The sequence below is a fragment of the Mesobacillus jeotgali genome (assembly GCF_900166585.1).
Lineage (GTDB): Bacteria > Bacillota > Bacilli > Bacillales > Cytobacillaceae > Mesobacillus > Mesobacillus jeotgali_A.
On record NZ_FVZC01000008.1, the window covers coordinates 532,813 to 557,726 of the forward strand.

27 protein-coding genes and 1 pseudogene are annotated in these 24,914 nt (G+C 46.1%); 16 read left to right on the forward strand and 12 right to left on the reverse strand.

The features are described 5' to 3' along the window. The first annotated feature begins 9 nt into the window (after positions 1-9). Positions 10-198 carry a PspC domain-containing protein gene (locus B5X77_RS07730; protein WP_079506785.1) on the forward strand — a complete coding sequence of 63 codons (189 nt, stop codon included), beginning with the start codon at positions 10-12 and terminating at the stop codon, positions 196-198. A 2-nt stretch (positions 199-200) separates the two neighbouring features. Further along, a complete protein-coding gene (locus B5X77_RS07735; protein WP_079506787.1) occupies positions 201-566 on the forward strand; it encodes a phage holin family protein in 366 nt (121 codons plus the stop codon). A 47-nt stretch (positions 567-613) separates the two neighbouring features. Here B5X77_RS07735 and B5X77_RS07740 read toward each other — a convergent pair whose 3' ends face one another. The 5 genes from B5X77_RS07740 to nagA all read right to left on the reverse strand — a co-directional run bounded on the left by B5X77_RS07740 (position 614) and on the right by nagA (position 4,872). Continuing rightward, positions 614-1,354 (reverse strand): N-acetylmuramoyl-L-alanine amidase, encoded by a 741-nt coding sequence (locus tag B5X77_RS07740; RefSeq protein WP_306807347.1) that lies wholly within the window; start codon positions 1,352-1,354, stop codon positions 614-616. A gap of 116 nt (positions 1,355-1,470) precedes the next feature. After that, positions 1,471-1,698, reverse strand: coding sequence for a DUF2164 domain-containing protein (locus B5X77_RS07745; RefSeq protein ID WP_079506789.1), 228 nt, complete (start codon positions 1,696-1,698; stop codon positions 1,471-1,473). Positions 1,699-2,184: 486 nt separating this feature from the next. After that, the gene (locus B5X77_RS07750) at positions 2,185-2,910 is read right to left on the reverse strand and encodes a GntR family transcriptional regulator (RefSeq protein ID WP_079506791.1); all 726 of its coding nucleotides are present in this window, start codon (positions 2,908-2,910) and stop codon (positions 2,185-2,187) included. A gap of 41 nt (positions 2,911-2,951) precedes the next feature. Beyond that, positions 2,952-3,677, reverse strand: a complete 726-nt coding sequence (gene nagB, locus B5X77_RS07755; protein ID WP_079506793.1) for a glucosamine-6-phosphate deaminase — start codon at positions 3,675-3,677, stop codon at positions 2,952-2,954. 22 nt (positions 3,678-3,699) lie between these two features. Next, positions 3,700-4,872 carry an N-acetylglucosamine-6-phosphate deacetylase gene (nagA, locus tag B5X77_RS07760; protein WP_079506795.1) on the reverse strand — a complete coding sequence of 391 codons (1,173 nt, stop codon included), beginning with the start codon at positions 4,870-4,872 and terminating at the stop codon, positions 3,700-3,702. 280 nt (positions 4,873-5,152) lie between these two features. On the opposite strand from nagA, the gene hprK reads away from it, so the two are divergent. The 5 genes from hprK to B5X77_RS07785 all read left to right on the forward strand — a co-directional run bounded on the left by hprK (position 5,153) and on the right by B5X77_RS07785 (position 9,195). Next, positions 5,153-6,088 (forward strand): HPr(Ser) kinase/phosphatase, encoded by a 936-nt coding sequence (hprK, locus tag B5X77_RS07765; protein ID WP_079506797.1) that lies wholly within the window; start codon positions 5,153-5,155, stop codon positions 6,086-6,088. Between the two features lie 104 nt (positions 6,089-6,192). Next, positions 6,193-7,005, forward strand: coding sequence for a prolipoprotein diacylglyceryl transferase (lgt, locus tag B5X77_RS07770; RefSeq protein ID WP_079506799.1), 813 nt, complete (start codon positions 6,193-6,195; stop codon positions 7,003-7,005). A 64-nt stretch (positions 7,006-7,069) separates the two neighbouring features. Continuing rightward, positions 7,070-8,014, forward strand: a complete 945-nt coding sequence (locus B5X77_RS07775) for a nucleoside recognition domain-containing protein (protein ID WP_079506801.1) — start codon at positions 7,070-7,072, stop codon at positions 8,012-8,014. Beyond that, positions 8,004-8,648 carry a pyrophosphatase PpaX gene (ppaX, locus tag B5X77_RS07780; protein ID WP_079506802.1) on the forward strand — a complete coding sequence of 215 codons (645 nt, stop codon included), beginning with the start codon at positions 8,004-8,006 and terminating at the stop codon, positions 8,646-8,648. Before B5X77_RS07775 ends, ppaX begins: the two co-directional genes overlap by 11 nt. A 1-nt stretch (position 8,649) precedes the next feature. Next, positions 8,650-9,195, forward strand: coding sequence for an acyltransferase (locus tag B5X77_RS07785; RefSeq protein ID WP_079506804.1), 546 nt, complete (start codon positions 8,650-8,652; stop codon positions 9,193-9,195). 384 nt (positions 9,196-9,579) lie between these two features. On the opposite strand, the pseudogene B5X77_RS07790 reads toward B5X77_RS07785, so the two are convergent. Further along, positions 9,580-10,422: pseudogene (locus tag B5X77_RS07790) on the reverse strand (MBL fold metallo-hydrolase). Positions 10,423-10,650: 228 nt separating this feature from the next. On the opposite strand from B5X77_RS07790, the gene B5X77_RS07795 reads away from it, so the two are divergent. The 8 genes from B5X77_RS07795 to hisIE all read left to right on the forward strand — a co-directional run bounded on the left by B5X77_RS07795 (position 10,651) and on the right by hisIE (position 17,225). After that, the gene (locus tag B5X77_RS07795; RefSeq protein WP_079506806.1) at positions 10,651-11,826 is read left to right on the forward strand and encodes an ATP phosphoribosyltransferase regulatory subunit; all 1,176 of its coding nucleotides are present in this window, start codon (positions 10,651-10,653) and stop codon (positions 11,824-11,826) included. Continuing rightward, entirely contained in the window at positions 11,823-12,446 is a 624-nt protein-coding gene (gene hisG / locus B5X77_RS07800) for an ATP phosphoribosyltransferase (protein WP_079506808.1), read from the forward strand. Before B5X77_RS07795 ends, hisG begins: the two co-directional genes overlap by 4 nt. 28 nt (positions 12,447-12,474) lie before the next feature. Continuing rightward, positions 12,475-13,740, forward strand: a complete 1,266-nt coding sequence (hisD, locus tag B5X77_RS07805) for a histidinol dehydrogenase (protein WP_079506810.1) — start codon at positions 12,475-12,477, stop codon at positions 13,738-13,740. Between the two features lie 24 nt (positions 13,741-13,764). Continuing rightward, on the forward strand, positions 13,765-14,352 hold the full coding sequence (hisB, locus tag B5X77_RS07810) for an imidazoleglycerol-phosphate dehydratase HisB (protein WP_079506812.1): 588 nt from the start codon (positions 13,765-13,767) through the stop codon (positions 14,350-14,352). Positions 14,353-14,456: 104 nt separating this feature from the next. Continuing rightward, positions 14,457-15,098 carry an imidazole glycerol phosphate synthase subunit HisH gene (gene hisH, locus B5X77_RS07815; RefSeq protein WP_079506814.1) on the forward strand — a complete coding sequence of 214 codons (642 nt, stop codon included), beginning with the start codon at positions 14,457-14,459 and terminating at the stop codon, positions 15,096-15,098. Next, positions 15,095-15,826, forward strand: a complete 732-nt coding sequence (gene hisA / locus B5X77_RS07820; RefSeq protein ID WP_079506816.1) for a 1-(5-phosphoribosyl)-5-[(5-phosphoribosylamino)methylideneamino]imidazole-4-carboxamide isomerase — start codon at positions 15,095-15,097, stop codon at positions 15,824-15,826. Before hisH ends, hisA begins: the two co-directional genes overlap by 4 nt. Continuing rightward, positions 15,826-16,584 carry an imidazole glycerol phosphate synthase subunit HisF gene (gene hisF, locus B5X77_RS07825; protein WP_079506818.1) on the forward strand — a complete coding sequence of 253 codons (759 nt, stop codon included), beginning with the start codon at positions 15,826-15,828 and terminating at the stop codon, positions 16,582-16,584. Before hisA ends, hisF begins: the two co-directional genes overlap by 1 nt. Beyond that, on the forward strand, positions 16,581-17,225 hold the full coding sequence (hisIE, locus tag B5X77_RS07830) for a bifunctional phosphoribosyl-AMP cyclohydrolase/phosphoribosyl-ATP diphosphatase HisIE (protein WP_079506820.1): 645 nt from the start codon (positions 16,581-16,583) through the stop codon (positions 17,223-17,225). Before hisF ends, hisIE begins: the two co-directional genes overlap by 4 nt. 24 nt (positions 17,226-17,249) lie before the next feature. Here hisIE and B5X77_RS07835 read toward each other — a convergent pair whose 3' ends face one another. Beyond that, on the reverse strand, positions 17,250-18,224 hold the full coding sequence (locus B5X77_RS07835; protein ID WP_079506822.1) for a nuclease-related domain-containing protein: 975 nt from the start codon (positions 18,222-18,224) through the stop codon (positions 17,250-17,252). Positions 18,225-19,320: 1,096 nt separating this feature from the next. Between B5X77_RS07835 and B5X77_RS07840 the strand changes: the two genes are divergently transcribed. After that, complete coding sequence (locus B5X77_RS07840; RefSeq protein ID WP_079506823.1) at positions 19,321-20,829, forward strand: tetratricopeptide repeat protein; 1,509 nt, start codon at positions 19,321-19,323, stop codon at positions 20,827-20,829. A 335-nt stretch (positions 20,830-21,164) separates the two neighbouring features. Here B5X77_RS07840 and B5X77_RS07845 read toward each other — a convergent pair whose 3' ends face one another. From B5X77_RS07845 to B5X77_RS07865, 5 genes are read right to left on the reverse strand one after another with little or no spacing between them, the layout of a single operon-like run. Further along, entirely contained in the window at positions 21,165-22,184 is a 1,020-nt protein-coding gene (locus B5X77_RS07845; protein WP_079506825.1) for a thiazole biosynthesis adenylyltransferase ThiF, read from the reverse strand. Next, a complete protein-coding gene (locus B5X77_RS07850) occupies positions 22,181-22,948 on the reverse strand; it encodes a thiazole synthase (RefSeq protein ID WP_079506827.1) in 768 nt (255 codons plus the stop codon). Before B5X77_RS07850 ends, B5X77_RS07845 begins: the two co-directional genes overlap by 4 nt. A gap of 2 nt (positions 22,949-22,950) precedes the next feature. Then, the gene (gene thiS, locus B5X77_RS07855; RefSeq protein ID WP_079506829.1) at positions 22,951-23,154 is read right to left on the reverse strand and encodes a sulfur carrier protein ThiS; all 204 of its coding nucleotides are present in this window, start codon (positions 23,152-23,154) and stop codon (positions 22,951-22,953) included. 13 nt (positions 23,155-23,167) lie between these two features. Continuing rightward, on the reverse strand, positions 23,168-24,289 hold the full coding sequence (gene thiO / locus B5X77_RS07860) for a glycine oxidase ThiO (RefSeq protein ID WP_079506831.1): 1,122 nt from the start codon (positions 24,287-24,289) through the stop codon (positions 23,168-23,170). After that, entirely contained in the window at positions 24,273-24,899 is a 627-nt protein-coding gene (locus B5X77_RS07865; protein ID WP_079506833.1) for a thiamine phosphate synthase, read from the reverse strand. Before B5X77_RS07865 ends, thiO begins: the two co-directional genes overlap by 17 nt. Positions 24,900-24,914 lie beyond the last annotated feature (15 nt).

The following is a 24,914-nucleotide window of genomic DNA, read 5'->3' on the forward strand; positions in this document are numbered from 1 at the left end:
GGTGTTAATATGAAAATTACCCGCTCAAGGACGAATCGGATGCTTGCAGGAGTGCTCGGGGGAATGGCGGAATCTTTAGGGATTAAGGCGTCGCTGCTGAGGATCCTGTTTGTGATCCTGTTGTTCAGTACGGCATTTTTCCCAATGGCCCTTCTTTATGTACTGGTGTTCATACTTCCAAACAGGGGGGAGCATTAAGAATGAGATGGCTGTTAGGGATTGTCATTAATGCTGTCCTTTTCATGGCTCTTGCCGGGTATTTCGAAGATGAGATATACCTCTCCGGCTTCAGTGCCGCATTAGGCGCAAGCTTCATTCTTTCGATTTTGAACATCCTGGTCAAACCAATTTTAATTATCCTGACACTCCCTGTCACGGTGCTTAGCCTTGGGTTATTCCTTTTTGTCATAAATGCGATTACGCTTATGCTGACAGATAGCCTGATGGGAAGTTCTTTTGAGATAGCGGGTTTTGGCATGGCGCTGTTGACTGCGGTGATCATGTCAATCGCAAACCTGATCATCCAGAACACAGTGTTGCGTGAATCCGATAAAAAGGGCAGATAAGGCAGAACAGATACCAAAGGGCCGGCACCTAAGTGTCGGCCCTTTAACTATTCTTTGTCAATATACACATCAAAGCCTGCTTTCCTCAAACGGGAGGCGAGCTCCTCGGCGTTTCGCAAATCCTCAAACGCACCTGCCTGGACTTTATATAGACCGCTACTTCTCGCTGTGGCTGCAGAGTTGGCCGATGATGGAGCTGGAGCTGATGTGGGAGCCTGTGCAGGAACTGGCGCCACGTTAACCTTTCGCTGCAGCTTGAACTGTTCTGCTAAGGCTTTGACAATGCCTTCTGCTATCGTTCTTCTGTAAGTTTCGGAACGCAGCAGCTGGGCTTCATTCCTGTTTGTCATGAACCCGCACTCCACCAATACGGCATCCATTTCCGTTTCCCTGAGCACGTGGAAATCTGCTGTTCTGACTCCGCGATTTTCGAGACCTGTTGCAATGACAAGATTGCGCTGTATCTTTTGGGCCAGCTGATAAGCTGCAGGCGGCCTGGATGGATAGACATATGTCTCAATCCCGCCTGCATTGGTCCACCCGCCGCTGCCAAATGCATTGGCATGGATTGATACGAATATATCCACTTTCAGATTGTTCGCCTTGTCTGTCCTCGCTGTCAACGACACCTCTCGCTGATCGGAATGAGAAAAATAGACGGTGACATTCTTGTAGTTGTCCAGAAGCTGTTTCGCATAGTTCGCCACAGCCCTGTTAAACTCATATTCTCTCAAACCATCAGGACTTCGCTTACCCGGGGTGTTATAGCCATGCCCAGCATCAAGCATGATCTTCAAGTTTATCACACCTTCCGACAAAAGATTTCCTCATCAGTATATATATGACCAAAGGCAGGAAAAGGATATAGCGATATAGGAAATAAATACTATCTATTAGAATGTTATTACTTGTTAAGCTCAAAAATGTCTTCCAGACGCTGTGACATGAACTCGTGTGCGTCCTGTACACCTTTGTTATAGAAGTGTGGGGCGAGCTTGTCCGCCATGAATTCAAGTATCAGCATAGCAGCCAGATCCCCAAGCTCCTCGCCGCGCTCTTCAAGGAAATACCTCTTAATTTCATCTGTCATTTGGTTCCTTGCATGATCATCTAACTGAAAATTCTTAAGCATCCCATTCTCTCCTTATCGTTTTTATTACCCCATTCTAAGCCAATCAGACAAACATTTCGACAAGTACGTTCGATTATTTCCGTGGAAATAAGCTAAAATTTCATTCTGTAACCGACAATTGTGTCATAACGGAAAATTATGTAGGAATTTTGCAATCGGGTTTCAGGTTCAGACAAAATACTGGGATGGGATCGCGTACTTTGTCCGAAGCGGGGACAGATTTGGACAAAACTCAAGGTGGAGTTGCTCGGTTTGTAGGAAGTGGGGCCAGGTTCGGACAGAACTCACGGTGGAGTCGTTTATTTTGTCCGAAGTAGGGTCAGGTTCAGACAAAACACAAGGTGGAGGCGCTCGTTTTGTCCGAAGTAGGGTCAGGGTTCAGACAAACCTCGGAAAAAGAGCTCACCCTTTGTCTGAAGCTGGTGCACGAATTATCTAAAAGGAAACGAATAAAGAAAGACCCTTATCGGGGTCTCCGGTAATATATCATCCACGCTGCATAGAGTGCACAAATTTATAACGGTCTGCACGATAGGCGGATTTTACGTATTCGAAGGGTGTTCGATCTTTTAAATAGGAAGTCGTGTGAATCAGCAGGACAGGGGAGCCTTTTTCTATTTCCAGGAGGCGCAGTTCTTGTTCCTTTGCAAGCGTCGCTTCGATTTGCTGTGTTGCCTCGTGGATCTTCAGCGATAACTTCTCCTCGATATACTGGTAAAGCGACTGATTGATGATTTCCTCTGTCAGACCCTTTACCAGATTGGCAGGCAGATAGGTGGTCTCAAGGGCCAATGGGGTATCGTCAGCAAGTCTGACACGTTTTATTTCATATACAGGTGTATTTTCAGGAAGCTGAAGACGGTCGGCTATTTTATAGGTTGCCGGGATGATTTCGAATGACACTAATCTGCTCCCTGGAATAAGACCTCGCTCGTTCATGTCCTCTGTAAAACTTGTCATTCCCTCCAGCTGCTTTTCAACCTTCTTTTGATTGACGAAGGTGCCTTTTCCTTTTTGGCGATACAGGTAGCCGTCGTTCACCAGGTTGGTCAAAGCTTGCCTGATGGTCATCCTGCTGATTTTGAACATCTCTGCATAAACACGTTCCGAGGGAATTGCTTCGTCCTGCTGAAGTTCCCCGCTTTCAATCTGGCTTTTTATAAACTCTTCAAGCTGGTGGTAAATCGGTATGGGTGAATTTTTATCAATCATTGATTATTCTCCTGACTGCATGGTGTTAATTATAAGGGATATCAAAGTAATGCCGTTGCTTCCTTATCTGCAAATATCGATACATTGGGGTGCTTTTTCAGAACGGAAGCAGGGAAGTCTTCGCTGACATCGCCATTGATTAAACGGGCAAGCGCCTCCGCTTTGGCATGGCCGGAAACGAGCAAGAAGATCTCCTTGCTATCCATAATGGAGGCGATTCCCATTGTGATGGCCTGTAAAGGGACATCATCAACAGAAGCGAAAAATCTCGAGTTAGCCTTCCTGGTGCTTTCCGCAAGGTCGATAATATGCGTCCTGCTGTCAAAGGATGTTCCCGGTTCGTTAAAACCAATATGGCCATTTTGTCCAATCCCTAGAATCTGCAGGTCGATGCCTCCATGCTCTTGAATGAACTGTTCATAGCGCGTGCACTCCTCGTCGAGAAGCCTTGCTGTCCCGTCAGGTATATGAGTCTGATCAAGCGGAATGTCAATGTGTTTAAATAACTTTTCACACATGAAGTAGTGATAGCTATGACTGTCCTTTTTCGGAATCCCAATGTATTCATCAAGATTAAAGGTGTTGATTTGTTTGTAGGAGGTCTTATTCTGCTGATGGTCTTTGATGAGCTCCTGATAAAGTCCGGTTGGAGTGCTTCCGGTTGCAAGGCCAAGGTTGAGCGATGGCTTCCTTTTTATCCGGGAGATGATTTGCTCTGCTGCCTGCTGGCTAAGCTCTGCGTAATCGAATGTTTGAATCAGTTTCACATCATCACTTCTTTCAATTTGTTTATAAACGGGTATAGCCGGCGATTCCGCGGCAGAAGGTCATGGATATTTCATGGTTATGGTCCAGAACGACAAGATCAGCATCCTTCCCCGGAGCGATACTTCCTTTCCGGTCAAAAACCTTTAACTGCCTGGCCGGATTCTCGCTTGCCATTTTTACCGCTTCCTCAAGGTTTACGCCTGTGTATTCAACCATGTTTTTCAATGAATCCTTCATTTTTAAAATGCTGCCGGCAAGCGTTCCGTCTGTTAACGAAGCCCGGCCGTCTGCCACACTCACTTCCTGCCCGCCAAGGTCGTAAGTCCCATTCTTAAGGCATTTCGCCCTCATGGAATCGGTGATTAAGATGACACCATCGGTTCCTTTTGCCCTTATTGCCAGGTCGATCATTTCGGGAACTACATGGATTCCGTCCGCGATCAGCTCGATTTTTAACTCATCATAAAGCAGCGCAGCACCTGCGACTCCCGGATCTCTGTGGTGGATTCCACGCATGCCATTGAATAAATGGGTCACATGGGTTGCCCCTGCATTTACTGCTTCAGCCATCTGGGCGTATGTCGCATCTGAATGGCCAATCGAGGCAATCACATCATTGTTGGCCAAATAAGCGATAAAATCATTTCCGTTTTCCTTTTCAGGTGCCAGCGTGACAAGTCTGATATTGTTTCCCGATGCTTCCTGCATCTGCGAAAAAAGTTCGATATCAGGGTTAATAATATATTCCTCTGGCTGTGCGCCTTTACGAGCTTTATTGATGAAGGGCCCTTCCAGGTGAATTCCCAGCATCTCTGCTTTGCCTGGATTGTTGTGAGTGCTTTTATACTTGGCGCCATTTTTCAAAGCTTTGAAAATCGCTGATTGTTCCTGAGTAATGGTCGTAGCAAGAAAACTTGTGGTTCCTTCTGCAGGCAGGGTCGAAGCAATTGTAGTCAGGGCATCAACCGTAGCATCCATTGCATCAGCTCCACCGGCCCCGTGGATGTGGACATCGATGAATCCAGGAATAATCGTATTTTCCTCTGGCAGCTCAACGACCTCCGCATGATGGTGAGGGAGTGATGAAACAGGTCCGGTTTCGGCAATTTTGCCATCCTTTATATAAATGAATCCTTTTTCGATTAAACGTTCTTCTGTTAAAACCTTTGCATTAACAAGCAATAATTCGTGCATTTCATACCACCCGCAAGTTATGTCTTTGTAATATCATTATACGAATTCTAATGTATGGTTGTCTAGACCACTTGTTAAAAATAGGTCGAATCGCAAAGTGGTATAGACATCTTCCGTGTGAAATTAAGGTCTGAACCCCTTCATCCAAACTATCTAGTCATACCAGCCAGTGAAAAGCTTGTTTTTTGCTTCCTTGTATTTGGTTCTTCCCGAAAAAGTGCTAAAATATAAAGTATTGTTATCTTGTGGAAATTAACGCCCTAATAAAGGAGGAACTTCTTTGCCAAAAGTCCGTACTAAAGACCTCATCGAGAAATTCGACATGGAATTGGTAAGTGGAGAGGAAGGGATCAACCGACCGATTACGACAACAGATATTTCTAGACCGGGGTTGGAAATTGCCGGTTATTTTGAATATTATCCTGCGGAGCGTCTGCAGCTGCTTGGGAAAACAGAACTTACTTTCTTTGAAAAACTCGATCCTCGCGTCCGGGCAGAACGGATGGAAAAGCTTTGCACCGACATTACTCCTGGAATAATCGTCACCAGGGACATGGATGTTCCAGATGAGCTGATAAAAGCCGCAGAACGTGAATCTGTTCCGGTTATGCGCTCAAAACTAAAAACAACAAGGCTTTCAAGCCATCTGACAAACTATCTTGAAAGCAAGCTGGCACCTACTACGGCTGTTCATGGTGTACTCGTAGACCTTTATGGCATTGGAGTGCTGATCACAGGCAAAAGCGGTGTCGGTAAAAGTGAAACCGCTCTTGAGCTGGTCAAACGCGGACATCGTCTGGTTGCCGATGATTGTGTTGAAATCCGCCAGGAAGATATCGGGACACTTGTCGGTAACTCGCCGGATTTAATTGAACATTTGCTGGAAATCCGCGGTGTAGGCATTATTAATGTGATGACGCTGTTCGGAGCTGGAGCTGTGCGTTCGCATAAACGGATTTCTCTGATCATCGACCTCGAGATTTGGGATCAGAAAAAATCATATGACAGATTGGGCCTTGACGAGGAGAAAATGAAAATCCTCGACACCGATGTAACGAAGCTGACGATTCCTGTTCGTCCCGGCCGAAACCTTGCTGTTATCATCGAGGTAGCTGCGATGAACTTCAGGTTGAAACGCATGGGAATGAACGCAGCAGAGCAATTCACCAACAGGCTTTCCGACGTCATCGAAGACGGCGACCATGATGAACATTAAGGGAAAACCCAATCATATTCGTAAGAAAACCTTAATCAAACGTTTGATTAAATAGGCCAAAGTGTTGATGCGCCTGACTTTTATACAGAAAAAGGGGAAATGATATGGAAAAAAATATTCAGCCAATCGACCCGATTGCCTTTTCACTCGGTCCGATCCAGGTGCACTGGTATGGAGTCATCATCGGACTTGGAATTGCACTGGCTCTGTGGATTGCCATGCGTGAAGGTGAACGCCGCGGACTGCCAAAAGATATATTTGCAGACTTGATGCTTTGGGCCATCCCAATCGCGATTATCTCTGCAAGGATATACTATGTCATTTTTCAGTGGGATTATTACAGCCAGTATCCGGGTGAAATATTTAAGGTATGGAATGGCGGGATTGCCATTCATGGTGCGTTGATTGGTTCTGTGGCCACAGCCTATTTCTTCACGAAGTCCCGGAATGTCTCCTTCTGGAAGCTCGCTGATGTCGCAGCGCCAAGCATCATTCTTGGCCAGGCAATCGGCCGATGGGGGAACTTCATCAACCAGGAAGCACATGGAGGAGGAGTTTCAAGAGCGTTTTTGGAAAACCTGTATATTCCAGAATTCATCATCAACCAGATGTATATCAATGGAGCTTACTATCACCCAACCTTCCTTTATGAATCTATCTGGAATCTGCTAGGGTTCATACTGCTCATGTCCTTGCGCAGAGTTAACCTTGGCCGAGGGGAGATTTTCCTCAGCTATGTCATCTGGTACTCAATTGGACGCTTCTTTGTTGAAGGCATGCGAACAGACAGCTTGATGCTGACAGAATCACTTCGGATTGCCCAGACGATTTCGATTGCTTTGATTGTTTTGGCCATCGGTTTATGGATCTATAGAAGAGTCAAGGGCTATTCAAAAGTAAGATATTTAGAAACCTAGAATTTTTGGGTTGCTAAATTCAATAAATTATATAAAAGGCTAAAAAAATGGGAGAGATGCTTCGATGGGTTCTTCGTTGAAAAACGGGTTGATAGTTGGATTGAAGACGACCTGGGCGCTGGGGAAGGTCATTTTTCCCGTTACTCTAATTGTTTCGATCCTGCAATACACTCCTGTCCTGCCCTGGGTCATCGAAATGATCACACCTTTGATGTCGTTGCTTGGCTTGTCAGGAGATGCGGCGATTCCGCTCGTCATCGGGAATTTTCTTAATTTGTACGCGGCCATCGGTGCTATATTGACCCTTGATCTGACGGTAAAAGAAGTTTTCATCATCGCAGTGATGCTGAGCTTTTCGCACAATATGCTTGTTGAATCAAGTGTTGCCGTCAAAGTCGGTGTCAAGCTATGGGTCATCGTCCTTGTTCGTTTGGGGCTTGCGTTCTTATCAGCAATTGTCATTAATCTTGTTTGGAATGGCGGTTCTGAAATGGCGCAATATGGAATGATTCCTCCCAAAAGTGAAGCAGTTTCCGGATGGGGATCGATTCTGCTTGAAAGCATCACAAAGGCTGGAATCGGCATATTCCAGCTTGCCCTCATAGTCATCCCGCTTATGGTGGTCGTGCAAATCATGAAGGATAAGCAATGGCTTGCCATTTTTTCAAAATGGATGGCTCCTGCAACAAAGGCGCTCGGCATGAAAGAAAACACATCGACAACGATGGCGGCTGGCCTGCTGTTCGGCCTTGCCTTCGGTGCGGGAGTGATGATTCAGGCGGTCAAGGAGGATGGAGTCAGCAAGAAGGATGTCACACTTGCGTTCATATTCCTTGTAGCCTGCCACGCAGTCGTTGAGGATACACTAATTTTTGTTCCGCTCGGCATACCGGTGCTGCCGCTATTATTGATCCGCCTGGGAATCGCCATTCTTTTGACCATAGTAGTCGCGTTCATCTGGAACCGCGCGGACATCGCAAAAAGAAAGGAAGCAGTATATGAGCAATAAAATAGACACGGTCCTGTTCGATTTGGATGGGACGTTAATTGACACAAATGAATTGATTATCTCCTCGTTCCTCCACACAATGGAAAGCTATTATCCTGGCCAGTATAAACGGGAGGATGTCCTTCCGTTTCTTGGGCCGTCACTTAAGGAAACATTTGAGCCGATGAGCCCTGAAGGATATGAGGAAATGATCAAAACCTACCGTACTTACAATCTGGCAAACCATGACCTGCTGGTAAAAAGCTTTGAGGGTGTATACGAAACGGTCAGAACCCTGAAGGAAAATGGCTTTCATCTTGGAATCGTCACGACGAAGATGTCGGATGTTGTTCAGATGGGGCTGAAACTGACAGGTCTCGATGAGTTCTTCGAGGTCATTGTGGCGCTTGATCATGTCGAAAAAGCGAAGCCGGACCCGGAGCCGCTTTTAAAAGCATTGGACTTGCTTGGTTCCTCACCTGACCGGGCAATTATGGTCGGCGATAACCACCATGACATTCTTGGCGGCAAAAATGCCGGTACGAAGACGGCCGGCGTTGCCTGGTCAATCAAAGGAAGAGAGCATCTGGAACAGTACAAGCCTGATTACATTCTCGAAAAGATGGCTGATATCCTGCCGATCCTCGGGGTGTAAAATGAGAAGGACGACTCGTTATCGAGTAGAAGGAGCAAATTCGCTCTGGCATGTGTATAAAACCGTCCCGTTCATGAAGGTCGTCAAAAACTTCGTCGTCATCCAGGTGGCACGCTACACGCCATTCCTCGGATTGAAAAACTGGCTTTACCGGACATTCTTACGGATGAAAGTCGGCGACCAGACATCCTTCGCGCTGATGGTCATGCTTGATGTGATGTTCCCGGAAAAAATTTCGGTCGGCCGCAACACGGTCATCGGATACAACACCACCATCCTGGCGCACGAGTACCTGATCAGGGAATACCGGCTCGGCGATGTCGAAATCGGCAGTGAAGTCATGATTGGCGCCAATTCCACGATCATGCCAGGCATTAAAATCGGCGATGGGGCGATCGTCTCCGCCGGAACACTTGTCCACAAAGACGTCCCTGAAGGCGCCTTTGTAGGAGGCAACCCGATGCGCGTCATCTACACCAAGGAAGAACTCGCAAAACGCTGGGCGAATGATGAAATATATGGAACAAAAAGCGAAGCGGATTACTGATATCCGCTTCGCTTTTTTTGTGTGTTATGGCAATCCAGTTTTTTGGATGTGGTTGATATATTGGAAAAAGTGATCGATAAAATTGAAAAACGACTGATATATCCTGAAAAGTGGTCGATATATTTCTGTTTCCGCTAGTAAAATTCAGCAGGGTTTTTAAAATAGGTAATTTTTATTTCGATTTAATCTAATTCACTGCCAATCTATCGATGTGGTCGATATATTGGGAATAGTGATCGATAAAATCCGAAATGTGTTCGATAAAATTGAAAATCCACTGATAAATTCGATAAAGTGGCCGATAAAATTTCCATTTTCGCCAATAAAATTAATTGGCCTGCAAATTCTACTGAAAATCACGTTAGAACTTGCGTTTAACTTCTTTTAATCTTCATCTACAAACCTTCCATGCTCGGGCACCGCAATTTTTTCAAAATCCCTGACAAGTAAATCAAGATTCCGCTCCAGTTCCTCTCCTTCCATCGGCCTGCCGTGCCCGGTAATCGCACGCGCCGGGTGCAGGGCGTATAAGTCCTCAACGGATTTTCGCGCTGCCGGCCAATCGGGTGTTAAATACCTTGGGGGTCCGCTGATTTCTTTTTTCTGGATGACTACTTTATATAATGATTCCTGTTTCACCGTGACAAAGGCATCGCCGGCAATCAATGTCCGGTCTGCCTCTCGGAAAAGAGAGATATGCCCCGGTGTATGGCCTGGTGTATGGACCCAGCTCCAGCCGTCCATTTAAGGCACCGTTCCATCCAGCGGCAGTGCCTTGATCAGGCTGCCGAGTTTGATGGCTTCGTTTGGATAAAGCTTCGCAGCCTTGGCAAGTAGTCCGCCATCTACAGTTGGATCGGGTTCAGGGTAATTTTTTACGCCGGACAAATAAGGCATCTCCAGTTCGTGTGCGTAAACATTCACATTCCATCGCTCCACCAGTTCGACCAGCGCACCCACATGATCAAAATGCCCGTGAGTGAGAATGATGGCTTTTGGCGGGTTATCGGACCCGAACAGTTTTTCTGCAGCCTCTAAAATGGAATCTGCTGACCTCGGCATTCCTGCATCAATCAGCACCCAGTCGTTTTTTTCACCAGGTATACCATAAAAACAAACATTTACAATTTGGGTAGTCAAATAGTGAACATCATTCGTTACTGCTTCTAAATCTCCACTGTCAATGGATGTAACAGGAATGATTCTATCTTCAGCATTATTCTCCATCAAAACAGCCCTCCTTTTTGTTTAAGAACCTTTACCCGCTGTCCCTTAAGAAAAACAATACCCTTTTTGCACGTGCGATTTAAAAAAAGAAATCATGAAGAGCTAATGGTTGACGGATAATAAAATGAACGGTAAACTACATATAACTTCATCTTATTACCATATTAGCGAACTAAAGGATTTCGATAATTTTAATAAAAAAACACCGCAACGAAGAGGGTGAACATATTGAGTCGATTATTCATGTTTGAAAAACCACTTGGCATGCGGGATACCCTTCCTGAGCTTCATGAAGCAAAGGAGAGAGTCCGCAGCGCGATTGAAACGGAAATGAAACGCTGGGGTTTCCAATTCATCGAAACTCCTGCGCTGGAATATTACGAAACGGTCGGAACAGCATCTGCCATCCTTGATCAGCAATTGTTCAAGCTATTGGACCAGCAGGGGCATACACTTGTACTCCGGCCCGATATGACGGCGCCGATTGCCAGGGTTGCAGCCTCAAAACTATACAAAGAACAAATACCATTACGACTGGCTTACTCCGCGAATGTCTACCGAGCCCAGCAGCGTGAAGGAGGGAGGCCGGCAGAGTTTGAGCAAATCGGTGTCGAGTGTATTGGAGATGACTCGGTTAGCGCTGATGGAGAAATGATTTCGCTGGCCATTTCCTCACTGAAAAAGGCAGGATTAGAACAATTTCAGCTATCAGTGGGACATGTCGGCTTTGTCAACGAATTGTTCGTACAAATCCTTGGAAACGAGGAGCGAGCCAGGGAACTGACGAAATTTTTATATGAGAAGAATTATGTGGGCTATCGTGAGCATGTAAAATCACTTCCGCTGTCATCAATTGATTCACAAAGATTGCTGGCATTCCTCGAGTTGCGCGGCGGTCCAGAAGTGATCGGCAAAGCATTGGAGCTCGTCGAGAACGGAAAAGGCAGGGCCGCACTTGACGAATTAAAGCTGCTCTGGGATGTCATCGAAGATTTCGGCGAGAGCAGCCGAATTAAATTTGACTTAACAATCGTAAGCCATATGAGCTACTATACAGGCATCTTATTCGAGGTTTATGCAGGGATGGTCGGATTCCCGATCGGCAATGGCGGGCGCTATGATAAATTGCTTGAGAAATTCGGAAAAACAACCGGTGCGACAGGGTTTGCCATCAGGCTCGACCGACTGCTTGAAAGTCTCGGCGACCTTGGAGAATCGGACCCGGTTACATGCATCCTTTTCAGTCCGGAACGGAGAAAGGAAGCATACCAGATGGCCATGCAAAAACGGGCAGATGGAGAGCGAATCGTTCTCCAGGATATCAGTGCGGTACGTAATCTTGATGCGTGCTCTGACGTCTATGCTAATTGTGTTTTCCTTGTAGGGAAGGAGGGAGCGCGATGAATGATCAGCTGACAATCGCCATGCCAAAGGGCAGGATTTTTACCGAAGCAGTTGATTTGCTCCGCAATGCCGGATTTGATCTTCCGCCTGAATTTGATGATTCGCGCAAGCTGATTATCGATGTCGAAGAGGAAAGATTTCGCTTCATACTGGCGAAGCCGATGGATGTGGCTACATATGTTGAACATGGTGTTGCCGATCTTGGGATTGCTGGCAAGGACGTTCTTCTCGAGGAAGAACGGGATGTGTACGAGCTGCTTAACCTGAAAATCAGCGGCTGTTATCTGGCAGTCGCTGGACTTCCAGATACGAAAATGAACGATGTTGCGCCGAAAATAGCGACGAAATATCCGAACATTGCTGCCGCTTATTTCCGCGAACAGGGTGAGCAGGTCGAGATTATTAAATTAAATGGATCCATTGAGCTTGCTCCGATGATTGGCCTTGCCGACCGGATTGTTGACATTGTCTCAACAGGAAGAACCCTGAAAGAGAACGGTCTGGTGGAATATGAAACAATCACGGATGTCACTTCGAGATTGATCGTGAACCCGGTCAGTTATCGGATCAAGGATGAACGGATCAGCGAACTGATCAAGAGGTTGAATGAAGTAATTTAATAGTTGAATCTGAAAGGATTTGATTTCAGTGGAAATTTTACAGATAGATGGCAATTTGTCGCTGAAACGAACGGTTGATGGCGGTACGGAGGAACAGCGCAAGGCCGTACAGGCAATCATCGCGGAAATAAGGTCCGAGGGCGACAAGGCTCTTAAGGCTTTTACCGAGAAATTCGACTCAGTGACGCTTGAGGAATTCCGTGTAACCGAGGAGGAAATCTCTGAAGCCTATAAGACCGTCAGCAGCCAGCTAGTCGACATCATCACCGAAGCAGCAGCCAATATTCGCAAATACCATGAAAAGCAGCTGCGCCCATCATGGATGACAACAGAGGAAAATGGCACGATGCTTGGCCAGAAGGTGACGCCGCTTGATTCGGTTGGTGTATATGTGCCAGGAGGAACCGCTGCATACCCATCTTCAGTCTTGATGAATGTCATTCCGGCCCGGACCGCCGGAGTAGAACGAATTGTCATGGTTTCGCCGCCGGGCATGGATGGGAAGCTTCCGGCTGGTGTGCTGGTTGCAGCACATATTGCCGGGATAAAAGAAATCTATAAAGTTGGCGGTGCACAGGCCATTGCGGCACTTGCGTATGGAACAGAAACCATTACACCAGTCGATAAAATCACAGGCCCAGGCAATATTTATGTGGCACTGGCTAAACGCGAAGTTTTCGGCGATGTCGCGATTGATATGATTGCAGGGCCTAGTGAGATCGGAATCCTCGCCGATGATACAGCGAGAGCCAATGAAATTGCGGCCGACCTGCTTTCCCAGGCGGAGCACGACCCACGCGCATGTGCCGTTTTGGTGACAACGTCCCGTACCCTGGCGGAAGATGTGCAGGACGAGGTGTATAAACAGCTGTCGCAATTGCCGCGAAAAGAAATCGCTGCAGCCTCCATTGAGGACTTTGGCGCAATCTATGTCGCATCAGATTTGGATGAAGCCATCGGAGCGATTAACCAGCTGGCTCCTGAACACCTTGAAATTGTTACGGAAAATCCAGTTGAATTGCTCGGCAAAATCAAGCACGCGGGAGCAATTTTTCTCGGCAGATATAGCTCGGAACCAGTAGGGGATTATTTTGCCGGACCGAATCATGTCCTTCCGACGAATGGAACAGCGCGCTTTTCAAGTCCGTTGAGCGTCGAGGATTTCCAGAAAAAATCAAGCATCATTTTATACAGTGAGCAGGCAATGAAAGATAATGGTGCGAAAATTGCCGAATTCGCAAGGCTTGAAGGGCTTGAAGCACACGCCCGTGCAGTAGAGGCGCGGCTGAAATAAGAATTTTTCCAGGAGGTACATTTCATGGAACGGATTGCAACAGTGAACAGGTATACAAATGAAACAAAAATAGATTTAACTTTTGGGATTGATGGGGAAGGAAAATCCTCTCTCGAAACAGGAGTGCCTTTTCTCTCTCACATGCTCGATTTATTTGCGAAGCACGGACAGTTTGACCTGAATGTGGATGCAAAGGGTGATGTTGAGGTTGATGGCCACCATACAACCGAGGATATCGGCATTTGCATCGGTCAGGCGCTCCGCGAAGCACTAGGAGATAAAAAGGGAATCAAACGCTACGGAAACGCCTTTGTGCCGATGGATGAGGCACTTGCACAGGTTGTAATCGATCTAAGCAACCGTCCGCACCTCGAAATGCGCGCAGAATTCCCTGCCCAGCAGGTCGGAACTTTCGATGTTGAGCTTGTCCATGAATTTCTCTGGAAGCTTGCACTTGAAGCGAGAATGAACCTGCACGTTATCGTACATTACGGAAAAAATACACACCATATGATAGAGGCAGTATTTAAGGCGCTTGGGCGAGCACTTGACGAAGCAACGACCATCGACCCGCGCATAAAAGGTGTTCCTTCAACGAAGGGGATGCTGTAAAGAGATTTAAAATGCAAAAAATGCTCCAATAGCAAAAATGCTGTTAGAAACCGTTAAATAAAAGAAATGCTCTAAGAGATCTTCAAACGGAAGGAAGTTGAACCATGATTGGCATCGTCGATTACGGAATGGGCAATTTGTTCAGCGTAAGCAAAGCGCTTGAACGGCTGGATGCGCCCTATTTCATCTCACAATATAAAGAAGGATTAATGGAAGCAGATGCATTGCTTGTTCCCGGCGTTGGTTCATTCCGAGACGCAATGGACGTGTTGAATCGAACTGGTTTGACGGATATGATCCGGAATTTTGCTGCGACAGGCAAGCCAGTGCTTGGCATTTGCCTTGGCATGCAGCTGCTGTTTGAAGAAAGTACAGAGAATGGCCTGACAGAAGGTTTGAAGCTTTTGCCTGGAAAAGTCGGCCGTTTCAGCGGAAAGACAGCTGATGGGGAGTCCTACAAGGTGCCGCATATGGGTTGGAACAAGCTTCGGTTTACCGGTGAATCGCCTCTGCTTGATTCTCTTCAAGAGGATTATGTGTACTTCGTTCATTCTTATTATGTAAAAACGGATGACCAGGACGTGCTTGTTGCAGTTGGGGATTATTATGATATCGAAGTGCCGGCCATAGTGGGCAGAGGGAATATATACGGCATGCAATTCCATCCGGAAAAAAGCAGTGACATGGGAATGGGGCTGCTCCGCAACTTTACGAAACTTGCAGCAGAAAGGAAGTCTGAGCAATGAAATTCACCATCTACCCGGCAATCGACATGCGCGGCGGAAAATGTGTCCGGCTGCTGCAGGGCGATTATGATAAGGAAACAGTGTATGGGGATTCGCCCTTCGAAATGGCTAAGAAATTCGCCGCGGAAGGTGCGGAGTGGATTCACATGGTTGATCTCGACGGTGCCAGGGATGGCAAGCGCGTTAATGATCAGTTTGTTATCCAGGCAGCTCAGGAGCTAGGCGTGAACGTACAGATTGGCGGCGGAATTCGCAGCGAATCGGACATCACCCATTATCTTGAAAATGGTGTTAACCGTGTCATCATCGGAAGCATCGCGGTTTCCAATCCTGAATTTGCAGAGGAGATGGTCAGGAAGTACGGCGCCAAAATCGCAATCGGCCTTGACGCCAAAAACGGCTTTGTCGCAACACACGGCTGGCTGAACACTTCCGAAGTGAGCGCTCTTGAGCTAGGCAAAAGATTCGCTGATGCCGGTGCCGAAACATTCATTTTTACCGATATTGCAACGGATGGCACACTTGCTGGACCAAACGCCGAGGCAACACGTCAACTAGCATTGGAAACAGGAAAAAGCGTCATAGCTTCTGGGGGTGTCAGCTCGCTTGACGACCTGGCTGATCTCCGTCGGTTAAGTAAAGATGGCGTCAGCGGTGCGATTGTCGGCAAAGCCATTTATGAAGGCCGCTTTTCGGTAAAATCAGCGCTGGAAATGGGGAATGCCTGATGTTAAGCAAACGGATTATTCCCTGTCTTGATGTTAAGGATGGACGCGTCGTAAAAGGAATTCAGTTCGTCCAGCTCCGTGATGCCGGCGACCCGGTCGAGCTTGCCAGGTTCTATGACGAGCAGGGAGCAGACGAGCTTGTGTTCCTCGATATCTCAGCTTCTGTCGAAGGCAGGAAAACCATGGTCGAGGTGGTCAGGGAAGTGGCCTCAGAACTGGCGATTCCTTTTACAGTTGGAGGAGGAATCAACACTCTCGAAGATATGAAGAAAATGCTCCGTTCGGGTGCTGATAAGGTATCCCTGAACACCGCAGCTGTGAACAACCCGAAACTCATCGCACAGGGATCTGATTATTTTGGCGCCCAGTGCATTGTCGTTGCGATTGATGCAAAGTTTGATCCCGAGCTCGGTTCATGGCGGGTGTATACCCACGGCGGCCGCACCTCGACAGAATGGGAAGTCATTGAATGGGCAAAAGAAGCCGTTCGCCTCGGCGCAGGGGAAATCCTCCTCACGAGCATGGACAGCGACGGTGAAAAGAATGGATTCGACCTTGAGTTGACGCGTGCCGTCAGTGAAGCGGTGACAGTTCCGGTCATTGCTTCAGGCGGTGCCGGAAACGCCGACCATTTTGTCGAAGCTTTTATTGAAGGAAAAGCAGATGCCGCCCTCGCCGCATCGATTTTCCACTACCGCGAAACATCGGTTAAAGAAGTGAAATCCCACCTCCAAGAAAAAGGAGTGACAGTACGATGAATATAGAAGAATTGAAATTCGACGCCAGCGGGCTGATTACCACCGTCGTTCAGGATGCAGCGACACGTGAAGTCCTGACTGTAGCCTACATGAATAAAGAGTCGCTCGCAAAATCTCTGGAAACACGAGAGACCTGGTTCTACAGCCGTTCCCGCCAGGAGCTCTGGCATAAGGGGGCAACTAGCGGCAATACCCAGAAAATCGTTGAGATCAAATACGATTGTGATGGGGACGCTCTGGTCGTTCTAGTTGAACCTGCCGGGCCAGCCTGCCATACAGGCGCAGTCAGCTGTTTTTCGGAAAACCTGCTAGGTGAGATTGATACTGAAAGCACATCAATAGCCGATTTCGCCGTCATGCTCGAGCTGGAAAAAACGATTCGCGAGCGTGAGCAGACGATGCCAGAAGGCGCCTATACCACCTACCTGTTTGAAAAAGGGGTGGACAAGATCCTGAAAAAAGTAGGCGAAGAAGCCTCCGAAGTCATCATTGCCGCCAAAAACCGGGATGCTGAAGAACTAAAATGGGAAGCCGCCGATTTGCTGTATCATCTGATGGTCCTGTTGCAGGAGCAAAAGCTGCCTCTAAAAGAGGTACTTGGAGTTTTAAATAAAAGGAAGAAACCCAGCGCTGGAGAGTAAATCGCGCTGGGTTTGTTTTTTGGATTATTGGTCGAAGAAATTTTTGGGAGGAGAATAGGTTCGCCCTTTGTTTGTGCCGTTGTAAACCAAATTGAGGGAGGTCAGGATTCTATTTGCGGTGGTAGTAGAGTTAATGTTGGTGAGTTCGCGAAATTGCCTGTTTGTAATGAATGGTCCGTAGATCAGGAAATAATCCTTTAATGCCTGAATGTGGGCATCCTTTGAAGTGTTCCCGCAGTAGTTGCAAGTCCAATTCCCCTGGCGGTAGTCCATACCGAATGTCTCACACGATGGGCACTGCGCCCCCTGAATCATTTGGTCGAGAGGAAGGTTCATAGTTTTGTTATCAGGGATAAGTGGTTGGTGGGCTTTTATTAAATGTCTGGAGATTTTCTTCATATCATTTTTTGAGAGTATGGCCTTGGGATACTTTTGATAGACCTGAGGGATTTTGTAAGCCACAAATGATGACCTGAAAACTCGGTAGCTGACATCGGGATCATGGTCGGGGTTTTTAATCAGTGCCTGTGAGTTGCTGATAGCTACCAGGTATTCAACAGGTGGAGGATCAATATGGTGCTTTTTCAAGAAGGCTTTTAACTGAGATGCCTGAATTCTTGCCTGGAGGATGGGGTCGGAAAAAACTTCTTGGATATCGTTTTGCACTCGAATCAATTGATTGAATTCGGGAAGGAAAATGAGTGTTCCAGCGTAATTTTTGGAATCGATATTGAGGAGAAATTGTGGAGTGATGATGAGAGTATCGAGTTGGAAGAAAGTATCGTTGATGGGAATTCTTAAATCCTGCAAAATCAGCATTTCAGAGTGGTCGATTTGTGATAAGTGATAATCCAGTGTCTTTTCACCCTTATACCCGGCTAATTTTCGATATAGTTTCTTCTCAAAGTCAGCTTTTCTGTAATCATCAGCAGGAAATCGCCTTACAATTGCCTCTAAAATCATAATCTCCTTGGGAAATTCTCTTACTTTTCCTATCAAATGCTATCACTCCTTAAAAATTGTACTGTTTTATTCGCCTTTAATATAGAAAATACCTTCTTTTAAATTTAACATTATTGGCGGAACTAGCAAGAACTCCAAAGAAAAATTACCTGTTTTAAAAAACCCCCGCTGCACTTTATTGGCGAAAAATAAAATATATCAACCACATTTTGAAATATATCAGTCGATTTTGGATTTTATCGACCACATTCAGAGATATATCGCCCACTTTTCGAATTATATCGACCACATCGAAAAAATGCCGGATCACTTATCGCAATAGTGAAGCACATTACGAAAACTAGCAATACCTCCAAAGAAAAATTACCTGTTTTAAAAAACCCCGCTGCACTTTATTGGCGAAAAATAAAATATATCAACCACATTTTAAAATATATCAGTCGATTTTGGATTTTATCGACCACCTTCAGAGATATATCGCCCACTTTTCGAATTATATCAACCGCATCAAAAAAATGCCGGATCACTTGCTTATCGCAATAGTGAAGCACATTACGAATACTAGCAATACCTCCAAAGAAAAATCACCTGTTTTATAACCCCCGCTGCACTTTATTGGCGAAAATAAACTATATCAACCACATTTTAAAATATATCAGTCGATTTTGATTTTATCGACCACATTCAGAGATATATCGCCCACTTTTCGAATTATATCGACCACATCGAAAAAATGCCGGATCACTTATCGCAATAGTGAAGCAAAAAATAGCAATACCTCCAAAGAAAAATCACCTGTTTTAAAACCCCCGCTGCACTTTATTGGCGAAAAATAAAATATATCAACCACATTTTAAAATATATCAGTCGATTTTGGATTTTATCGACCACATTCAGAGATATATCGCCCACTTTTCGAATTATATCGACCACATCGATCCACCCACCGGCCACACGTCAAACAACTTCTCCCCAACTACCCACAATTTAAAATCCACACCTTCTCGAATCCTCTGTCCGTATGTTATACTACATTAGTTAAAGTTGCTTCGATAAAACACTGTATGTGTATTTCTATACAAACATAAGGTTCTAAACAAATAGTTTTACAAAATTACTTACGGAGGATCACATGGGAAAAGACTCTAAAGCAATGAAGCAAAAAGGCCAATTGCTGTCATTCGTTCCAACTGGCGAGTATTATTTCGCCAAAGGGGTCAAGGCTTTCCACAGGCGGGATCTGAAGAAGGCTGAGAAGTATTTCCAGCGTGCGATGCATCTTGAGCCGGGCGAGCCGATGATTGTTTGCCAGCTGGCGATTGTGCAGTCGGAGTTGGGTGAGTATCAGCAGTCAAACCGCCTTTTGCACTTGGTCCTCGAAGAACTGGATGAAAACATGGCTGAATGCCATTACTTTCTGGCCAATAACTACGCTCATTTGGGCTTGTTCCGAGATGCGTTCAGGCATGCGAATTTGTACCTTGAATTGAATGAAGACGGCGAGTTTGCGGAGGACGCGAACGATCTTCTTGAGCTTTTGACTATGGAAGCGGAAGAAATGGATGAGGATTTTTACGAAGAGGATGACCTGATCGTCAAGCAGGAGGAAGCGAGAAATCATCTTGAATCTGGTGAGTTTCCTCGGGCGATTGAGATTTTCCAGGAGGTCGTTGAAGAGTACCCGGAATATTGGTCGGCATACAACAACCTCGCGCTGGCGTATTTTTATCTCGGGGAAACGATAAAAGCCCGTGATATCCTGAACGATGTTCTTGAGCGCAATCCGGGGAACCTGCACGCGCTGTGTAATGCTCTTGTTTTCGCGCATTACCAGGGGGAAGAGAAGGAAGGCCAGGATCTTAAGGACTCTCTTGAAAAAATCCATCCAATCCACGTTGAGCATCAGTTCAAGCTGGGCGCCACGTTTGCGCTTGTCGGCGAGTACGAACTTGCTTATCGCTGGCTGAAGAAACTGCAAAAGTCTGGTTTTGAAGGCGACGGTGCTTTCTTTTACTGGCTGGCGCATGCATCCCATTTTACCGGCCGGGAAAATACAGCAAAATCAGCCTGGAAAAAGGTCCTTGAGTTCAATCCTGAAAAAGACGGAATGGAACCATGGGCGGAAAAATCCGGCGTAAAGTTTGAGGCACAGGTTTCAGTCATCCTTAGCCAGCTGAACAGCGACTATCCTGAGGAACGCCTTTTTGCATTATTCCTTACATCTGTATCCGCCAAGAAGAAGGAAATTCTCGCAGCGGAGAAATCGACGGATAAAATGACGGAGATGGAAAAATCATACCTTGCATTTGTAACTTCCGGGAAGCTTGTCAGCAGGAAAGAGGAAGTCAAGGGCGCGCATGAAACGGCGAAGTTATTGTACGACCATCATCAGCCGATTGGCAAAAATGAAGCCGGCGTCTACATTATGTGGTTTTCGGTATTCGAGCAGGCAGCAAAGGCAGGCTACGATTTTAAAAACAAGAAAGCATGGGCGGCCGCGGTGGATTACCTCTGGGATAAACTGAGGAATATCCAGACTACAAAAGCAGCAGTCGCGAAAAAATACGGATTGTCTGTATCCACGCTATCCAAATATATCAATATGGCAAGCGAGTTTCTTCACGAAGAAGACAGCATCTAATCTTAAGGCTAACCGATCTATTTATATAGAAGGGTTAGCTTTTTTAATGCAAAAAGAGTGATTGCAAGGAAATAGGTTAGCTTTTTTAATGCAAAAAGAGTGATTGCAAGGAAATAGGTTAGCTTTTTAATGCAAAAAGTGGATTGCAAGGGGATGGTAGTAGCTTTTTTAAATGCAAAAATCGTGATCGCGATGTGATAGAAGTCGCTTTTTGAAATGTTAAAAGTCAGATTGGGAGTAGAATAGTTAGCCCTTTTTAAAAGTGAGATGAATTGTTGTCGGGAATTGAATTCAAAAAAGTCATTGCCAGCCCCTGGCAATGACTTTTTTTAAAATTAGCCCAGATAGCGATGATAAAGTGTTTTTGCTTCGGAAATGTCTTTGATTCCATGTACGAAAACTCTTCCATCCTTAAAAACTACCAACCTTGCGGAGCCGACCTGAAATGAAAGCAGATATGGATTGCGATTGGTTTTGAATCCTTGTCCTGCCAGGGTCTTCTCTAAATGGTCGAGATTCCTTGTCTGGATTGTCCCCGGCCTGATTTGGACTGTATCCCTTCCGCAAAGCACGGCTGCCTTGGTCTGGTTATCATATGATAGAAATGGATAAGTCTGTTCTTCTCCGCAGGAAGGGCAGGATGCTTTTTTCATGGAGGAGACGTTGATGGTTCGAAACTGGTTTTTCCATAGATCGAATGAGACAAGTTTGCAGTTCAGAGAATCGAGGTCATCTGTCAATATCTTTAGCGCTTCTGCTGATTGATGGGCGGCTACCATATGAATGGCAGGCTGTATCACCCCTACGGTATCACAGGTGATTCCTCCCAATGGCATTGACTCCAATAAGCAGTTCAAGCAGGGTGTAGTCCCAGGCAGTATCGTAAAACTGAGGCCATAGCTGCCGACACAGCCTCCGTAAATCCAGGCTATTCTATGTTTTTGCGATATATCGTTGATCATCAGGCGAATGTCAAAATTATCAGTACCGTCAATGATCAAATCTACACCCTTGATTAACTGTTCCAGTTCCTGGGCTCCGACATCAGTTATATGGGGGATGATTTCGACATCCGAATTAATGGCCTTTAACCTTCTGGATGCTGCCACTGCTTTTGGCATTCTTTCCAGAGCATCCGCTTCACAATAGAGCTGCTGCCGCTGAAGATTGCTCCATTCTACATAATCCCTGTCAGCAATGGTCAGTTTTCCAATTCCAGCCCTGGCAAGAAGCTCTGCATTTGCGGACCCAAGAGCACCTGCACCGATGATTAAAACATGCTTGGTATGAAGTCTTTTCTGGCCTTCTTTGCCGATTGGTGCAAATAATTCCTGGCGGGAGTACCGGCTGGTCAACTAAAGATCTTCCCTTCAACAGGACTGCTTGCGGCAGCGTATTGCCTTTTTGCCATTCTTCCTGCTTCAAAGCCCAATCTCCCCGCATCCACTGCCAGCTTCATCGCCTTTGCCATTTTTACTGGATCCTTTGCAGAAGATACGGCGGTATTCAACAGGACACCATCTGCTCCCAGTTCCATGGAAGCAGCTGCATCTGCTGGACTGCCAATCCCGGCATCGACAATTACCGGTACTGTTGCCTGCTCAATGATGAATTTCAGATAAAGTGGGTTGATGATTCCCTGTCCTGAGCCGATTGGCGAAGCGCAAGGCATGACGGCATGGCAGCCGAGTTCCTGCAGCTTCCTTGCCAGAACAACATCGTCCGAGGTATAAGGAAGTACGATAAACCCTTCATTTAAAAGAATTTCTGAAGCCCTTAGAGTTTCTACAGGATCAGGGAGAAGTGTTTTGTCACAGCCGATGACCTCAACTTTCACCATGTCACAGAGTCCCGAGGCTTTGGAGAGTCTCGCAATCCGGACAGCTTCCTCTGCGGTCTTTGCTCCGGCCGTGTTTGGTAGGAGTTTGTATTTCTTTAAATCTAGCTGTTCGAGAAAATTGGGCTGGCTTGCTTCGAATATATTCATGCGCCGAACTGCAAAAGTAAGCACCTCTGTGCCGGATTCCTCTACAGCTTTCCTTTGGATATCAAAGTCAGGGTATTTCCCGGTTCCCAGCAATAAACGGGAGTTAAATTCATATGGTCCGATTTTTAGCATGATCATCCGCCTCCTACAAAATGTACGATTTCAATCCGGTCACCAGCAGAGAGTATTGTATCCTGATGCGTGCTTTTTTCTAGAATTGCTTCATTCAATTCGACGATTAACACTTTGTCTTCAAGTTGAAAATAGTTTAATAGGGCAGCGGCTGTTTTAATATCATCTGGAATATTAATAGCTTCCCCGTTTATGATAAGCTCCATGTTCATTCTCCTTTCATGCGCTTACGCTGCTGTTTATGCGTGACAGCCGGAAGGGCCCTGAATCCTTTGATTTCCCGTCCATCAAATCAGCAATCAATTCCCCGGTAGCTGGCGACAGTAAAATTCCATTCCGGAAATGACCGGCTGCAATATATAAGTTACGGCATGATGGGTGCTCTCCGAGAAAAGGCAAGCCATCTTTAGAAAGCGGGCGAATCCCAGACCAGGCACGTTCCAGTTCGGATTCGCCGATTCCCGGCACAAGGCGCTTGGCTTTTTCCATAAGTGAGGAGATTCCATCCACTGTCACTCTCTCATCAAAAGTGTCTGGTTTGACGGTCGCCCCGATAATAAGCCTCCCGGATTTCTTAGGAACGATATAGCATCCATGAGAGAACACCGTTCCTTTAATAAGCGGCTTATTTGTCAGCACCGATAAACATTCTCCTTTTACAGGGGAAATCGGGAGGGTAAGGCCGGTTTTCTCTATTAAAAAGGGACTCCACGCGCCTGTGGCAATGACAATTGACTCTGCATACATAGGACCCAAATCCGTTTGGATCCCATGTGCTTTCTCATTACCAAGAATCAAATCATTAACATTCGTAAACTCGTAAAATTCCGCTCCGTTCAACATGGCTGCTTTAGCGAAGGCAATGGTCAACTCCCGCGCATCCACCTGACCGTCATTCGGAATAAACATTGCTCCGATCAGGCTGCTTGATACATGAGGCTCTTGTTCCATTAATTCTTGGAACGAGACCCATTTTGCTGTTTCGCCAGATTTTGTCTGAAACTCAATCAACTTCTTTAATTCTATTGCTTCCTTTTCAGTTGCAGCGACCCTGTACATGCCTCTATTCTGTAATCCGATATGGACGCCCGTAAGCTCTTCAAGCTCCCTTGCCAATTCAGGGAACATGGCACGGCTTTTTCTTGCAAACTCGAACAGTGGTCCATCGTCGGTAAGTTCTGTTTGGGCTCCAAGCATCCCGGCTGCAGCGCCTGATGCTTTATCAGCCAGACGTCCTTTTTCTATGACGGCGACACTTCTGCCTCGTTTTGCTAATTGATAGGCAATCGAACAGCCATTGATGCCGCCGCCAATTACGATAGCATCATAGGTCTTTTTCATTAAAACCACCTCCTTGATGGATTATTTGTGAATAGCATTCAGCAGCATGGCAGGGATCTTCTGCATGAAGAATCCCTGACATCACTGCAGCCCCATCTGCTCCGGCCGATGAGGCCAATTCGACGTTTTCAGGCTTAATGCCGCCTATGACAATGACCGGAACCTCTACAATTTCTTTTATCGATTCCAGTTCGTGAAGACCTTTCCCCGGGAGTCCCTCTTTGGAAGGAGTCTCAAAAATATGCCCATAAAGAAGGAAGTCCGCACCCCCGTTTACTGCTTCAAGAGCATCATTATAGGAATGAACCGAACAGCCAGCTGTAATCCCCGGGAAGTGTTGTTTGACAAGGTTGACTGGAAGGCTGTGATATGCGAGCTGGACACAGGTGTTATAGGACCAGGCGATATCTGCTCGATCATTGACGACTATTTTTCCGGAAGGTATCCCTTTATTTATAAGCATTTCGACTCCAGCGGCAATCTCCTTTGCAGTGAGCTGTTTTTCGCGCAAATGAAATCTGTCGACGAATGGGTTGATTTTACCGGCAATGTCGGCAAATTCTTTCAATGGAAGCTTTCCGTCTGATATGACATGCAATTGTTTCTTCATGTATTACACCTTTCT

Bases quoted from the DNA above. Each gene is read 5' to 3' on its own strand.
- thiS (WP_079506829.1), bottom strand. From the start codon at position 23,154: ATGGAGCTTATCATAAACGGGGAAGCTATTAATATTCCAGATGATATT.
- hisB (WP_079506812.1), top strand. From the start codon at position 13,765: ATGGAACGGATTGCAACAGTGAACAGGTATACAAATGAAACAAAAATA.
- B5X77_RS07850 (WP_079506827.1), bottom strand. From the start codon at position 22,948: ATGCTAAAAATCGGACCATATGAATTTAACTCCCGTTTATTGCTGGGA.
- B5X77_RS07740 (WP_306807347.1), bottom strand. From the start codon at position 1,354: ATGCTTGATGCTGGGCATGGCTATAACACCCCGGGTAAGCGAAGTCCT.
- B5X77_RS07865 (WP_079506833.1), bottom strand. From the start codon at position 24,899: ATGAAGAAACAATTGCATGTCATATCAGACGGAAAGCTTCCATTGAAA.
- hisH (WP_079506814.1), top strand. From the start codon at position 14,457: ATGATTGGCATCGTCGATTACGGAATGGGCAATTTGTTCAGCGTAAGC.
- B5X77_RS07750 (WP_079506791.1), bottom strand. From the start codon at position 2,910: ATGATTGATAAAAATTCACCCATACCGATTTACCACCAGCTTGAAGAG.
- B5X77_RS07785 (WP_079506804.1), top strand. From the start codon at position 8,650: ATGAGAAGGACGACTCGTTATCGAGTAGAAGGAGCAAATTCGCTCTGG.
- B5X77_RS07840 (WP_079506823.1), top strand. From the start codon at position 19,321: ATGGGAAAAGACTCTAAAGCAATGAAGCAAAAAGGCCAATTGCTGTCA.
- lgt (WP_079506799.1), top strand. From the start codon at position 6,193: ATGGAAAAAAATATTCAGCCAATCGACCCGATTGCCTTTTCACTCGGT.
- thiO (WP_079506831.1), bottom strand. From the start codon at position 24,289: ATGAAAAAGACCTATGATGCTATCGTAATTGGCGGCGGCATCAATGGC.
- B5X77_RS07775 (WP_079506801.1), top strand. From the start codon at position 7,070: ATGGGTTCTTCGTTGAAAAACGGGTTGATAGTTGGATTGAAGACGACC.
- ppaX (WP_079506802.1), top strand. From the start codon at position 8,004: ATGAGCAATAAAATAGACACGGTCCTGTTCGATTTGGATGGGACGTTA.
- B5X77_RS07735 (WP_079506787.1), top strand. From the start codon at position 201: ATGAGATGGCTGTTAGGGATTGTCATTAATGCTGTCCTTTTCATGGCT.
- B5X77_RS07730 (WP_079506785.1), top strand. From the start codon at position 10: ATGAAAATTACCCGCTCAAGGACGAATCGGATGCTTGCAGGAGTGCTC.
- B5X77_RS07745 (WP_079506789.1), bottom strand. From the start codon at position 1,698: ATGCTTAAGAATTTTCAGTTAGATGATCATGCAAGGAACCAAATGACA.
- hisIE (WP_079506820.1), top strand. From the start codon at position 16,581: ATGAATATAGAAGAATTGAAATTCGACGCCAGCGGGCTGATTACCACC.
- hisG (WP_079506808.1), top strand. From the start codon at position 11,823: ATGAATGATCAGCTGACAATCGCCATGCCAAAGGGCAGGATTTTTACC.
- hisA (WP_079506816.1), top strand. From the start codon at position 15,095: ATGAAATTCACCATCTACCCGGCAATCGACATGCGCGGCGGAAAATGT.
- nagA (WP_079506795.1), bottom strand. From the start codon at position 4,872: ATGCACGAATTATTGCTTGTTAATGCAAAGGTTTTAACAGAAGAACGT.
- hisF (WP_079506818.1), top strand. From the start codon at position 15,826: ATGTTAAGCAAACGGATTATTCCCTGTCTTGATGTTAAGGATGGACGC.